The organism is Bacteroides luti (genome assembly GCF_900128905.1).
In the GTDB taxonomy this organism is placed as follows: domain Bacteria; phylum Bacteroidota; class Bacteroidia; order Bacteroidales; family Bacteroidaceae; genus Bacteroides; species Bacteroides luti.
Genome location: NZ_FQTV01000010.1, coordinates 1 through 13689, shown reverse-complemented (window position 1 = coordinate 13689; position 13689 = coordinate 1). Strand labels below are relative to the sequence as shown.

Genomic DNA, 13689 nt, shown 5'->3' with positions numbered 1-13689 from the left:
TTTTTAATCATTTTTTAAAGAAAAATCAGAGTTAAATCGTAATATTCTAAATATCAACGATTAAATAATTCGAAGGTAAACTTACATCCAATCTGTTTAAAACTCGTTTTTGAGTAACTAACAAAGATTCCTGCATCAAAAACATGAGTTCCTATTCCATATCCAAATTCTAAATAAGGATTTAGATGTGGCACACAAAGAGCACTAAAATAAAGACGCTCATTAAGAACATTGCAAGTTAACTTCTTTAGATGAGTAAGCAAAAGAAAGGGAGACTGATAAGTAAAGTGCGCCCGTGCATAATGATCCGAAGAGTTATACCATCTTCTATCCAGCAATTGGAATACTCCACCAATATCATCATTCCAACCAACCGGCAGATTGCGCTTGGAGAAATTAGCAAAATCCACAAAATAGAGTTCATGCTTATTTGTAAAAGCACCGGCCCCTACCCTATAATATATATCACGCATTAAACCCAACCGGATATGATGTTGCATATCAACTTCTATCTTTTCATATCTTCCGGTACTATTTAGTACACCCTTTATGCCTCGTTCATAATCAAAAGAAAAAGTAGGGAAATAAGAATATAGGTTAATCTTGCGATTTCCCTTTAAATAATAAAATTGCCCCGGAGTCCATTCCAATTGCAAACGAGGAGCAAAACTTATATATCTGGTTTTAAGTTCGGAAATAATATCAAGGGAACCATCGCTCTCCCCACCCGGCTGAAGAATAATAATTGTAGAAGGCTTAACCGCATCTCTTTGGTGCACAGTTACACCAGCCTTAATAAAGAAGCCATTTGTAACCTCCACACTGTGATTTAGTTCAAAAAACAAGTCATTAAAATAATCGAGATGCAAATCATCGAAATTAAATAAGCTATCTGGAATATCTTTAATTTTCTCCACTACTTTACTGCTGTAAATCCGGTTACCATTACCAAATTTTAATTGAATGGATGCTCTTTTCTCCGGCCAATAGTCGTAGTTTGAATTAACGGTCCAATAAAATTCCCGGCGCTTGAAGTTATAACCTATTTTAGGTACGATACGCAACAAACGTCCATCTGCAAAAAGTCGGTTATACTTAAAGTCCTGCCTATATGCAATACCATCATTATGACTGTAACTCAATAAAAATGGATTGATTATTGGAGAACATTTCACACTCCCTATAGACGACATGTTCACCGTATAGCTATTGGTCAAAACATCCCCTATCTGTCCCCAAAAAGTATAATCCTTCTTTTTATTATTACCGTTAATATGAAAAGAATCACGTGAAAGAGCAAAATCACGATATAATAGCTTTTCATTATCAGATAAAGGAATTGGTCTTAATCGTGAGAAGCTAGTACTATCTGTAATGCAGGAATCTTTCAAACAGCTCAACGAAAAAGATTCTGTAAGGTCATGATAATGTCTATTTTTTCTTTTAATATCAACCCCATCCTCATTTAAACGAATATTACTATATTTTAAGTCAGCCAGATAATTAATATCTATATCATTACCCAGCATTCTGACAAAAACATCTATATCATACTTTACCGGAAGATATTCTTCCGAGTCTTTTTCTCCCATCGATATTTTTGCATTATACTTCATATATTCAGTTTGACCTTGAATATAAAGTTCGCGCACTTTCCAGGTAGGATTACTGACAATCATGTATCCGCTTACCAGCTGATAGCTACGAATTTTAGGGATAACTTTTATTTTATACTTAACCTCGCCATTGGATATAAAGGCCGATTCTATTCTATACCTATAATAGTCCCGGGCATTAGATGCCAGAGGTGAAAGAAGCTTATCATACAATAAAGTGGAAGAATATATATTCACTTTAAAATATGGTAATATTAATTCCGAAGGACCCGATAAACGAGAAGTATTTCCGTTCATCGCTTTAATTCTCATATCATAAACATTAGGAGCAGAATAATGAAACTCACTCAAAGATTCAGTAATGGTGTGTTTTACATTTCTGTAGGTTCTAAGAGTGGATGGAGCAAAGCGAAGAAGAAAATTCTTCTTTTTAACCTGCATAGATCTTTTTAGATATAGTTCGGCATCATACCCGGCTATTATCTTTTCATATTTGGAAGAATACAGCAAAACATTATCAAGAATGGAATCCACCAATTTAGGGTGTTTTTTCATTCCAATGCTCACCTCAGAAGCCATTACTGAATGTGGAACTAAGGTATAAAAGCAAACAAACAATAATATATGTATTATATAGTGCTTCAAATAGTAATCTTAATCAGTCGAACAGACACAAATATAATGATTTTCAACAACAAACAAGAGACTTTACATATTTTAAATTTGTCAACAGGGATATCAGGGATAAGCAAATTATCAAAAATACAATAAAAAACAAAACTACCCTATATTTTTAGGGGGTAGTTTACAGAAAAGTACTACTTTTGCACAAACAACCACTAAAGAATAAGACTAAGTATGTCAAAAATGCGTTTTTTTGCTCTACAAGAGCTTTCAAACAGAAAGCCTATTGAGATTTCAAATCCTTCAAACAAATTATCCAGTTATTACGGTTGCCATGTATTCGACCGTAAAAATATGCAGGAGTATCTTCCAAAAGAAGCTTTTAAAGCTGTAATGAATGCTATTGAAAAAGGTGCGCCAATAAGTCGTGAAATGGCAGACTTAATAGCTAATGGAATGAAAAGCTGGGCTAAATCATATAATGTAACTCATTATACACACTGGTTTCAGCCGCTAACAGATGGCACGGCCGAGAAGCACGACGGGTTTATAGAATTCGGCGACGACACGGAAATAATTGAGCGCTTTTCCGGCAAACTGCTTATCCAACAAGAGCCTGATGCTTCTTCTTTCCCAAATGGTGGCATAAGAAATACATTCGAAGCTCGTGGATATACGGCATGGGATGTTTCATCTCCTGCATTTATAGTTGATACAACTCTTTGTATTCCTACTATCTTTATTTCCTACACCGGTGAGGCTCTCGACTACAAGACTCCATTATTAAAAGCTCTTGCTTCGGTAGATAAAGCTGCAACAGAAGTTTGTCAGCTATTCGATAAAAACGTAACAAAGGTATTTGCCAACCTGGGATGGGAACAGGAATATTTTCTTGTAGACAGTGCTTTATTCAATGCTCGTCCCGACCTTTGCCTTACCGGACGCACGCTTATGGGACATTCTTCAGCAAAAGACCAACAGCTGGAAGACCATTACTTTGGTTCGATACCTCCACGTGTTACCAGTTTTATGAAAGAGCTGGAACTTGAATGCCATAAACTAGGAATTCCTGTTAAGACTCGCCATAACGAAGTAGCGCCAAATCAGTTTGAGCTGGCTCCTATCTTTGAAAATGCAAATCTTGCCAACGACCACAATCAGTTAGTTATGGACTTAATGAAGCGTATTGCACAAAAACATAACTTCCATGTACTGTTCCACGAAAAGCCATTTGCAGGCATTAATGGTTCAGGTAAACACAACAACTGGTCACTTTGCACAGACAATGGCATTAATCTTTTTGCACCGGGCAAGAATCCAAAAGGAAACATGCTGTTTATTACCTTCATTGTTAATGTACTTATGATGGTTTATAAGAATCAGGATTTACTTCGTGCATCTATTATGAGTGCAAGCAACAGTTATCGTCTGGGTGCTAACGAAGCTCCTCCTGCAATTCTTTCAATCTTTCTGGGCAAGCATCTTTCTAATAAGCTTGACGAAATAGTTGAGCAGGTAGAACAGGCAGGAAATACCAAAATGACTCCGGAAGAAAAGACTATCTTAAAACTTGGAGTAGGACGAATTCCTGAAATTCTTTTGGATAACACCGATCGTAACCGTACTTCTCCGTTTGCTTTCACCGGAAACAGATTTGAGTTCCGCGCTGCCGGATCATCATCCAACTGTGCAGCAGCAATGATTGCTATCAACGCAGCAATGGCTCACCAGCTTAATGAATTCAAAGCTTCTGTAGACAAACTTATAAACGACGGTGTAGGTAGAGACGAAGCTATCTTCCGTATTTTAAAGGAAACCATTATTGCCTCTAAAGACATTCGCTTTGAAGGAGATGGTTATTCCGATCAATGGAAAGAAGAAGCAGCAAAAAGAGGATTGACAAACATCTGCCATGTACCAGAGGCTTTACTAAAATATAATGACAAACAAGCCCGAGAAGTATTAATTGGAGAAAAAATCTTTGATGAAACAGAGCTGACAAGTCGCCTGGAAGTGGAACTTGAAAAGTATACCATGAAAGTGCAAATTGAGAGCCGCGTTCTGGGAGATCTTGCAATTAACCACATTGTACCTACAGCTATTACTTATCAGAACCGATTGCTGGATAATCTGAGAGGTATGAAAGAAGTGTTCTCTGAAGAAGAATTCTGCGAATTGAGTCATGACAGAAAAGAACTGATTAAAGAAATATCTCATCGCGTAACACAGATCAAGATTCTTGTACGGGAAATGACAGAAGCACGCAAGGTTGCCAATCATCTTGAAAGTCAGGAAGAAAAAGCATTTGCGTATGAAGAAAAAGTTCGCCCATATCTTGAGCTGATCCGCGATCATATAGATCATTTAGAAATGGAAATAGATGACGAAATATGGCCATTGCCTAAATATCGCGAACTATTATTCTCTAAATAATAAAGGAAAGCTTATTCATTCTCTGTACAAAACAATTAATTCTTCTGTACAAAAGAAAGAATTGTTCTGTACAGAAGAATGAATTGTTTTGTACAAGATAAATAATTCCATCCAGTTTTTGCAGAAAAGTAAATAGCTTCTGCATGAATTTCGTGTGCCCATTTCGGCCAAAATAGATGAATTTCCCATCAAAAAAATCATTTATTAATTTTTTCTTTATATATTTGTGCTTTATAACACGGTTCTATAACACAGGCTATGATTAAGAAAAAATTGTCAGAAATAGTAATTTCAGAGCATATTGCTGATATGTGGCAGCCTCTTAGCGACGAGCAGAGGGAATACCTAATGAGTAATTTTACTATTCAAAGCTACAAAAAAAATGAGGTAATATATTGTGAAGGAGAGGCTCCTACTCACCTTATGTGCCTTCTTAGCGGAAAAGTAAAAATTTACAAAGATGGTGTAGGCGGAAGAAGCCAGATTATCAGGGTGATTAAACCGGTAGAATACTTCGGTTATCGTGCTCATTTTGCTAAAGAGGATTATCTTACGGCAGCTGCCGCTTTTGAATCTTCTACAATCTGTCTGATTCCAATGGAAATCATTATGAACCTTATCAGCCAGAATACTGAATTGGCAATGTTCTTTATCCGTCAATTATCCATCGACCTGGGTATTGCAGACGAAAGAACTGTAAATCTAACTCAAAAACACATCCGTGGACGTCTTGCAGAATCTCTTATATTCCTAAAAGACAGTTATGGAGTGGAAGAGGATGGATCTACACTTAGCATTTATCTATCACGTGAAGACTTGGCCAACTTATCAAACATGACCACCTCGAACGCTATACGTACCCTTTCCAACTTTTCTAATGAACGCCTGATCAGTATCGATGGACGAAAGATTAAGATCATAGACGAAGAAAAGTTGAAAAAGATCAGTAAAATAGGCTAATTACTTAACCGCTTCTCTTATACGTACTAGTTTTACAAGCAGTCCTTCAAGAAGGTCTAACTGCAACATATTTGCACCGTCGCTCTTTGCCACGGCAGGGTTTTCGTGTGTTTCAATAAACAGACCGTCAACACCTACTGCCACACCCGCTTTAGCTACAGTTTCAATAAGTTGTGGCATACCACCCGTTACCCCGCTTGTTTGATTTGGTTGTTGCAGAGAGTGAGTAACGTCGAGAATAACAGGGAAACCAAACTTCTGCATTTCGGGTATACCACGGTAATCAACAATTAAGTCCTGATAACCAAAAGTTGTTCCACGCTCAGTAATCATCACATTATTATTACCAGCCTCTACAACCTTATTGGCAGCAAATTGCATGGCTCCCGGAGACAAGAACTGTCCTTTCTTTATATTCACAATCTTTCCGGTTTTTGCAGCAGCAATCAACAAATCTGTCTGACGACAAAGAAAAGCAGGAATCTGAAGAACATCAGCATATTCGGCAGCCATTGCAGCCTCTTCTGCAGAATGGATATCTGTAACTGTTGGCACACCAAACGTTTCGTTTACTTTCTTTAAAATCTTAAGTGCTTTTTCATCACCAATACCCATGAAAGAATCAAGGCGAGAACGATTAGCTTTGCGATAGGACCCTTTAAAAACATAAGGGATACGAAGCTGATCGGTTATTTTCACAATTCGTTCAGCAATACGAAGAGCCATCTCCTCTCCTTCAATAACACAAGGACCGGCAAGCAAAAAGAAATTGCCGGAATCTGTATTCTTTAAATCTTTAATATTCATATTTTAATTAGGTATAATCAATGTAATAGCTTCACTCTGAATGCCCACTTCCAAAGGATAATGACTTGGAATAATTCGTCCGTCAACATCAACAGCTGCATTACGTGCTTTGTAAACACGCACCATTTTTGTACGATAGGACTTAACCATTTTATGATTTAAAATGCGCCCCTGAATAAGCATCCAAAGTCCGGAAAGTATTTGCAGCGGTTCCGGACGGTAAATTACAGAAACATCCAGCCAACCGTTATAAGGAACAGCACTCGGCGTTTGTCCGTATCCGCTTGCATTACCCACGCATACAGTCATAACTCTTCCACGCACATGTTCGTCGTTAATCTTCAGATGAACTCTATATAGTTTATGTTCAAAAAACAACAAAAACAAGGAAGCAAGATAAGACAAGAATTTAACTCCCCAAAAACGTTTGGTCTGATCGGTAATCTTCACAATACGAGCACCTAAACCAATATTCAAGGCATTTAGAAAATAACGACGTTCATGTTTATGAGCATCGTAGTAGGAACAATATCCCACATCTATCTTCTTTCTGCGATTATTAATAATCCAGTCAACAGCTTCTTTATAATCCAGATTAAGATCCCAGTAACGAGCAAAGTCATTTCCAATACCATTTGGAATAATGCCAATAGCAATATCACTGATTTGTTCGGCAGAAGAAGTAAGAATTCCATTAATTGCATCATTAAGAGCTCCATCACCACCTACAACAACAATAATACGATACCCTTCGCTCGCGTAAGCACGTGCCAAAACTTCCACAGTACCAAAGCCTTCAGACTGCACATAATCGAAAGCGACCTGTTTGCTTTCAATGTACTCTTTTATCTCCTTCCATCGTTTCTGAACCTTTCGAGTTCCAGCTTTGGGATTATAAATAATCCCCCATCTATTTGGATCTGTGTTCATATCAATCAGCTGTTAAGTAAGTCTTTTACTCGTTCTATTTTCTCTTGTTGTGGTAAAGTTGCATCTAACCAGTGAATAGTAAAACCTCTACGTTCCATTCCGCGAAACCAGGTCATCTGTCGTTTAGCAAACTGATGAATAGCTATCTCAAGCTGCGAAACCATTTCCTCATAAGTTAGTTGAGAAGTTAGATACAAGGTGAGATACTTATATTCCAACCCATAATAAATAAGATCTTCAGCAGGGATTCCCTTATCCAATAATTGCTTTACTTCTTCAACCATGCCATCATCAAGACGTTGGCGAAGACGTCTGGAAATCTTTTGTCTTCTCAGTTCTCTATCAATATCAACACCAATAATCAAACTATTAAGTGCCGGGAACTCTCTTTTCGCTATATCATTATTCAAGTAATACTCTTCTATTTCAATAGCCCTGATCGCCCTCTTAACTGTATCAACATCGGTAGAATTATGAAGTTCTTTATAGGTTTTTAATATTTCAGTTAGCTCCTCCAGAGATTTATCAGCTAATTTATCACGAAGTTCTTTATTCTCAGGCACCGGAATAAGTTTATATCCCTTTAGAACGGATTCCAGATACATACCCGTTCCTCCACATAGAATAGGTAATTTGCCTTTTTCCTTTATCTCATTATATGCAACAAGAAAATCTCTCTGATACTCAAAAACATTATACTTGTAGCCAGGTTCGGCTATATCTATCAGATGATACGGAATTTGCTTTCCATTTACCGTATAATCCACAAGATCTTTTCCGGTTCCCAAATCCATTTGCTTATAAATCTGACGAGAATCAGCACTGATTATCTCAGTATCCAATTCGTATGCTAAAGCAGCTGCAAAAGGGGTTTTTCCAGAAGCTGTTGGGCCTAGTATAGTAATTAAGTCGAAATTTGCCATAACTTCACAAGTAATAATGTCTACAAACTTACACAAAAATTCCCGAATATATGAAGCTATAACTTAAAAAAGGAATCTTTGTCTTTACATATAAATAAGTAAAGGAAAAACTAAAGAATAAAAAAACCGCTTCGGTTACCCGAAGCGGTTTCAAAAATATAAAGAAATAATTTCTTAAGCGTTAACTGATGCCATGTGAGCAACCAAGTCAAGAACTTTGTTTGAGTAACCAATTTCGTTATCATACCAAGATACAACTTTTACGAAAGTATCAGTTAAAGCGATACCTGCTTTTGCATCGAAGATAGAAGTACGAGTGTCACCCAAGAAGTCAGAAGAAACAACTGCATCTTCAGTGTAACCAAGAACACCTTTCAATTCGTTTTCAGAAGCTTCTTTCATTGCAGCGCAAATTTCAGCATAAGTAGCTGGTTTTGCCAAGTTAACTGTCAAGTCAACTACAGAAACGTCCAAAGTAGGAACACGCATTGACATACCTGTCAATTTACCGTTCAATTCAGGAATTACTTTACCTACAGCTTTAGCAGCACCAGTAGATGAAGGGATAATGTTACCAGAAGCAGCACGACCACCTCTCCAGTCTTTCATAGAAGGACCGTCAACTGTTTTTTGAGTAGCAGTTGTAGAGTGAACTGTAGTCATCAAACCATCTAAGATACCGAACTTATCGTTCAATACTTTAGCGATAGGAGCCAAACAGTTAGTAGTACATGAAGCGTTAGATACAAATTGAGTACCTTTTACGTATGATTTTTCGTTAACACCACAAACAAACATTGGAGTGCTATCAGAAGAAGGAGCTGACATTACAACGTATTTTGCACCAGCTTGGATATGAGCTTGAGCTTTTTCTTGAGTTAAGAATAAGCCAGTTGACTCAACTACGTATTCTGCACCTACTGCATCCCATTTCAAATCAGCTGGGTTTCTTTCAGCTGTGATACGGATAGGATTACCGTTTACGATCAATAGACTTTTTTCAACATCAGCTTCGATAGTTCCTTCGAACTGACCGTGCATAGTGTCATACTTTAACATATATGCCAAGTAATCTACAGGGCAAAGGTCGTTAATACCTACGATCTGAATGTCGTTTCTTGTTTGAGCAGCACGGAATACAAAACGTCCGATACGGCCGAATCCATTAATACCTACTTTAATCATTTTGTTAAACTTTTAAGGGTTTTATAATATTCATTCTAAAATATCCGATGTTACTTCAGGAAATAAACTTAAACATAATCGCATATAAAAGTGTTCTTTATACAACCTTTTAATATGCGCAAAGCAGCTATAATATTAATGTGTTGCTATCTATGGAAATTTATTTCCTAATTGCAGCGCAAAAGTACGAAATTGTTTTTATATTAGCACATAATTTTATATTAAATATAAAAAAATATGGGAAAAAGTAACTTTCTACAAGAATTCAAGGCATTTGCTATGAGAGGCAATGTTATTGACATGGCTGTCGGTGTGATTATTGGTGGCGCTTTTGGGAAAATAGTTTCCTCTTTAGTTGCCGATGTTGTAATGCCTGCTATCGGTATTTTTGTTGGCGGCGTTAACTTTAAAGAGCTAAAATGGGTTATTAAAGAAGCTACTTATTCAGCCGATGGAAAAGAGCTCACAGCTGCAGCTACTTTAAATTATGGTAACTTTCTGCAGTCAACATTCGACTTCATCATTATTGCATTTGCAATTTTCTTATTTATCAAATTTATGGGTAAATTTACAAGAAAGCAAGAAGAAGCTCCAGCTCCCGAACCACCGGCTCCAAGTAAGGAAGAGACTTTACTTACCGAAATACGTGATATCTTGAAACAGAAATAAGGAGTGAAATACCCAACCTATATTAAAATGCCCAGACTAAAAAAATCCGGGCATTTTTTTATCTATTTTCATCTCATTCAAAGAAATATAAAACAATTATTACAAGATATTTAGAGACAAAAGCATTGACCGCTTACAGCTAATTATTATACTTTTAATTCACAATTGCTATAAAAAACAGAACTGCAAATAAAAATAGATAATGACTTTTACTATTCATACCCCATTATAATTTTTCTAATATGTCTTTATTTTCATTTAGCTTTTTGAAACGCAGTAGTGCCTCAATATAATAATAATCTGCATATATAATAGAAGCATCAATTTCAGAGCCATTAGGCCAATGTCCTGTAGAATGAAGTAAGAAAGCTGGTTTCGCATCTCCACATTGATATGCAGGAGAGCTTAGACTCTTCAACATCTTCACTGCCGCATCCTTATACTCTTCGGACTTATCCTTATCCAAATAAGTTGAAAGTTCAAGTAATGCAGAAGCAACAACACACGCTGCAGAAGCATCCCGGGGAGCCTTTGGAATATCCGGCGCACTAAAATCCCAGTAAGGAACATTATCTTCAGGAAGTCCTTTTAAGTATATATCTGTAACCTTTTGCACAAAGCTCAAGTATTCAGGATTCTTTGTTTCACGGTAACACACAGTAAAACCATAGATTGCCCAAGCCTGACCACGAGCCCACATAGAATTATCTGCATAACCTTGATGAGTTACACCTTTAATAAGATTACCTGTTACAGTATCATAGACTGCTACATGATAAGAAGAATAATCCGGGCGAAACTGGCATTTCATTGTTTTATTTGCATGAGAAACTGCAATGTCATATAACCTTTTATCACCACCATTCTTTGCTGCCCAGAAAAGCATTTCAAGATTAATCATATTATCCATAATTGTGTTATGAGGCCAGTTTCTAGCCTTTACTTCACGTGGCCATGAAAGTATAGTTCCAACTTTAGGATTAAATAATGTAGCAAGTGAATCGGCAGTATCTAAAATTATCTTCTTATAAACCGGATTCTTAGTCAGTCTATATGCATTGCCATAACTGCAGAATACCAGAAAGCCTAAATCATGATCATAAGCGGGAGTTTTGGAAAGGAAGCCCAAAGATGCAGTAAATTTCTCTGCTTCTGCTTTAATTTTTGGATCTTTTGTTGCCTCATAATCATACCACAAAATACCAGGCCAAAAACCCGAAGTCCATTCCTCTTTTGATGCTTTACGGCAACTCCATGTATTAAGACTGTCCATTATATTACGCGGCATCATTGTATAATCAATTGGCTCTAATTCCTTTAAAGTCCGATTGGTTTGTGCGGAACAGTATTTTAATGCTCCATTTACATCGAACGAATTGTCACTATGATTGGCTGAGCAAGCACAAAATAACAACACCACTAATCCTAAAATAATTTTCTTCATACCTTCTATCTTGTAGTCTCTTTTATCATATTTATATTCTATATTATCTATCTATACGGAACCAATCTACATCCACCCAACCCTTATTTCCAGATTGATTGGGATTCACACAGAACAATCCAACTTTTGCGCCAATCCATTTACCTTGACGCGCAATAAACTCATCGCCTACTGATATATATTTCCTATCATCAAGACTATAAGCGAAAGTGCACTTACCACCTTTACTTACTGTTACTTTGAGATAGATATACTTAATATAGTTAGGTGCACCAACCGAAATAATTTTATCTATTGGAAAACTAGCCAAATCTTTAACTTGTTCCGGAGTTTGCTTTTCGGCATCCTTACAGAGTGCTTGCTGAAGCACAAATAAATTGTCTCTTTTACATATTGAAATATAACTATAGTCCCATCCCATAACAATTAGTCCAGCCTTTTCTCCATCTTGCTTGGCTGTGAATGCTAGTTTTGTCTTTGCAACAAACTCCTCGGCAGGAAACTTCTGCATTAGCAGATTAGGAACTTCCCAGAAATTGACGAATTTTTCTGATAAATAACCTGCATACAAACGCATAAAACCAGAATTAGAAGGAAAGCCATAAACGTCTTTATAATTTGCATGCCATTCCCATTGCAGGCCCAATCTTGCAGATGAGAACTCATCACTTTCAACCGGAGTTTCTTTAGGGTATACTTTTCCCACATTTGGTTTTTTATATTCAGTTACAGGTTCTCCACACCCATCACCATCCTTGTCTACACCAATTACAGGCCAGTCGTTTATCCATTTCATGGGATTCAGATGAAGTACTCGTCCATACATCGCCTTATCCTGAAAATTGATAAACCATGATTCTCCTGCATTTGTCTCAACCCAAGCTCCTTGATGAGGACCATTGATAGCGCTTTTACCTTGCGCCATTACAATCTTCGACTCATATGGACCATAGATATTTTTTGAGCGCATAGCTAATTGCCATCCCTGTTCAACACCTCCTGCCGGAGCCATTATATAATAATATCCATTACGTTTATAAAACTTAGGACCTTCAACAGTGTGATTCACTCCATCGTTACCATCGAAAACCATAACAGGATCGCTTATCACTTTCGTTCCTTCAGAGTTCATTTCAGAAACCACAAGAACGCTATTAATGCCACATCTACTTCCGGCCCACGCATTTATAAGATAAACTTTTCCATCTTCATCCCACAAAGGAGAAGGGTCAATCATTCCTTTTCCGGCTTTTACTAATACCGGTTCGCTCCATTCGTCCTCAGGATTGCTTGTTTTTATCATATAAATTCCAAAATCAGGATCTCCCCAATAAATATAAAATTCACCTTTGTGATAGCGTATACAAGGAGCCCATACACCTTTGCCATGCTGAGGTTTATCATATATTTCAGTCGGAATCTGTTTTTTCAGTGCATAATTCACAATCTTCCAATTCACTAAATCATTTGAATGAAGAATAGGTAATCCTGGGATACAATTAAAACTAGAAGCCGTGAGATAGAAATCATTTCCAACTGCACAAACATCCGGATCCGAATAATCAGCATTAATAATCGGATTTATATAAGTCCCGTTTCCCTGATCCGCCACCCATACTTTCGACACATAATTCTGTGCCGAAATGCCGGATGAAATAGACAAACTTAAAATGAAAAAACAGACAATATTCTTCATATATTTCAAAATACTAGCACTATTAATATTTATCCTGAACATATATCTACTGAGAAAAATTCCCTCAGCAGATATATATCTTCTTACCTTAAACCTAATTAAAACAAACTATTTTTAGAATCTAACATTATGAAGTCCTCTAAGTCTTCATCAACATATATTAATACGTAGCAATATGAGAACACACTTAGTCCGCCTTTACTTTTTTTGAACTTAATTAGAATAAAAGTGTATCCATTGAATTGAAAGAAGAGTTTTAAATCTTATATCATAATAAAAAAGAGGCTATAGCATCAAGTTATTAATTACAATACTCCGTTAAATAATTAATCAAACCCTTGTAAAACAATGAATTATATTTGAATTATGTCATAAAATAATTGGTTAAGTCGCTGATTTTTA

10 protein-coding genes are annotated in these 13689 nt (G+C 36.6%); 3 read left to right on the top strand and 7 right to left on the bottom strand.

Annotation, left to right across the window (positions count from 1 at the left end; genetic code table 11):
* Nucleotides 1–53: 53 nt before the first annotated feature.
* Nucleotides 54–2171, bottom strand: a complete 2118-nt coding sequence (locus BUC21_RS10055) for a DUF5686 family protein (protein WP_245797092.1) — start codon at nucleotides 2169–2171, stop codon at nucleotides 54–56.
* Between the two features lie 303 nt (nucleotides 2172–2474).
* On the opposite strand from BUC21_RS10055, the gene BUC21_RS10050 reads away from it, so the two are divergent.
* Both BUC21_RS10050 and BUC21_RS10045 read left to right on the top strand, forming a co-directional pair.
* Nucleotides 2475–4673 carry a glutamine synthetase III family protein gene (locus BUC21_RS10050; protein ID WP_073401834.1) on the top strand — a complete coding sequence of 733 codons (2199 nt, stop codon included), beginning with the start codon at nucleotides 2475–2477 and terminating at the stop codon, nucleotides 4671–4673.
* 258 nt (nucleotides 4674–4931) lie between these two features.
* Nucleotides 4932–5633 (top strand): Crp/Fnr family transcriptional regulator, encoded by a 702-nt coding sequence (locus tag BUC21_RS10045; protein ID WP_073401832.1) that lies wholly within the window; start codon nucleotides 4932–4934, stop codon nucleotides 5631–5633.
* Here BUC21_RS10045 and kdsA read toward each other — a convergent pair whose 3' ends face one another.
* The 4 genes from kdsA to gap all read right to left on the bottom strand — a co-directional run bounded on the left by kdsA (nucleotide 5634) and on the right by gap (nucleotide 9478).
* Nucleotides 5634–6434, bottom strand: coding sequence for a 3-deoxy-8-phosphooctulonate synthase (kdsA, locus tag BUC21_RS10040; protein ID WP_073402110.1), 801 nt, complete (start codon nucleotides 6432–6434; stop codon nucleotides 5634–5636). It abuts the gene before it with no gap.
* A 9-nt stretch (nucleotides 6435–6443) separates the two neighbouring features.
* A complete protein-coding gene (locus BUC21_RS10035) occupies nucleotides 6444–7370 on the bottom strand; it encodes a diacylglycerol/lipid kinase family protein (RefSeq protein ID WP_073401830.1) in 927 nt (308 codons plus the stop codon).
* Between the two features lie 5 nt (nucleotides 7371–7375).
* Nucleotides 7376–8293: a tRNA (adenosine(37)-N6)-dimethylallyltransferase MiaA gene (miaA, locus tag BUC21_RS10030; protein WP_073401828.1), complete on the bottom strand. Its 918-nt coding sequence runs from the start codon at nucleotides 8291–8293 to the stop codon at nucleotides 7376–7378.
* Between the two features lie 174 nt (nucleotides 8294–8467).
* Nucleotides 8468–9478 (bottom strand): type I glyceraldehyde-3-phosphate dehydrogenase, encoded by a 1011-nt coding sequence (gap, locus tag BUC21_RS10025; RefSeq protein WP_073401826.1) that lies wholly within the window; start codon nucleotides 9476–9478, stop codon nucleotides 8468–8470.
* 237 nt (nucleotides 9479–9715) lie between these two features.
* On the opposite strand from gap, the gene mscL reads away from it, so the two are divergent.
* Nucleotides 9716–10147 carry a large-conductance mechanosensitive channel protein MscL gene (gene mscL / locus BUC21_RS10020; RefSeq protein ID WP_073401824.1) on the top strand — a complete coding sequence of 144 codons (432 nt, stop codon included), beginning with the start codon at nucleotides 9716–9718 and terminating at the stop codon, nucleotides 10145–10147.
* A 226-nt stretch (nucleotides 10148–10373) separates the two neighbouring features.
* Here the strand turns inward: mscL and BUC21_RS10015 are convergent, their stop codons facing one another.
* Together BUC21_RS10015 and BUC21_RS10010 are read right to left on the bottom strand one after the other, a co-directional pair.
* Nucleotides 10374–11591 carry a glycoside hydrolase family 88 protein gene (locus BUC21_RS10015; protein WP_073401815.1) on the bottom strand — a complete coding sequence of 406 codons (1218 nt, stop codon included), beginning with the start codon at nucleotides 11589–11591 and terminating at the stop codon, nucleotides 10374–10376.
* A gap of 43 nt (nucleotides 11592–11634) precedes the next feature.
* Nucleotides 11635–13287 (bottom strand): glycoside hydrolase family 43 protein, encoded by a 1653-nt coding sequence (locus tag BUC21_RS10010; RefSeq protein ID WP_073402107.1) that lies wholly within the window; start codon nucleotides 13285–13287, stop codon nucleotides 11635–11637.
* Nucleotides 13288–13689 lie beyond the last annotated feature (402 nt).

Bases quoted from the DNA above. Each gene is read 5' to 3' on its own strand.
- BUC21_RS10055 (WP_245797092.1), bottom strand. From the start codon at position 2,171: ATGAAAAAACACCCTAAATTGGTGGATTCCATTCTTGATAATGTTTTG.
- BUC21_RS10050 (WP_073401834.1), top strand. From the start codon at position 2,475: ATGTCAAAAATGCGTTTTTTTGCTCTACAAGAGCTTTCAAACAGAAAG.
- BUC21_RS10045 (WP_073401832.1), top strand. From the start codon at position 4,932: ATGATTAAGAAAAAATTGTCAGAAATAGTAATTTCAGAGCATATTGCT.
- BUC21_RS10035 (WP_073401830.1), bottom strand. From the start codon at position 7,370: ATGAACACAGATCCAAATAGATGGGGGATTATTTATAATCCCAAAGCT.
- miaA (WP_073401828.1), bottom strand. From the start codon at position 8,293: ATGGCAAATTTCGACTTAATTACTATACTAGGCCCAACAGCTTCTGGA.
- gap (WP_073401826.1), bottom strand. From the start codon at position 9,478: ATGATTAAAGTAGGTATTAATGGATTCGGCCGTATCGGACGTTTTGTA.
- mscL (WP_073401824.1), top strand. From the start codon at position 9,716: ATGGGAAAAAGTAACTTTCTACAAGAATTCAAGGCATTTGCTATGAGA.
- BUC21_RS10015 (WP_073401815.1), bottom strand. From the start codon at position 11,591: ATGAAGAAAATTATTTTAGGATTAGTGGTGTTGTTATTTTGTGCTTGC.
- BUC21_RS10010 (WP_073402107.1), bottom strand. From the start codon at position 13,287: ATGAAGAATATTGTCTGTTTTTTCATTTTAAGTTTGTCTATTTCATCC.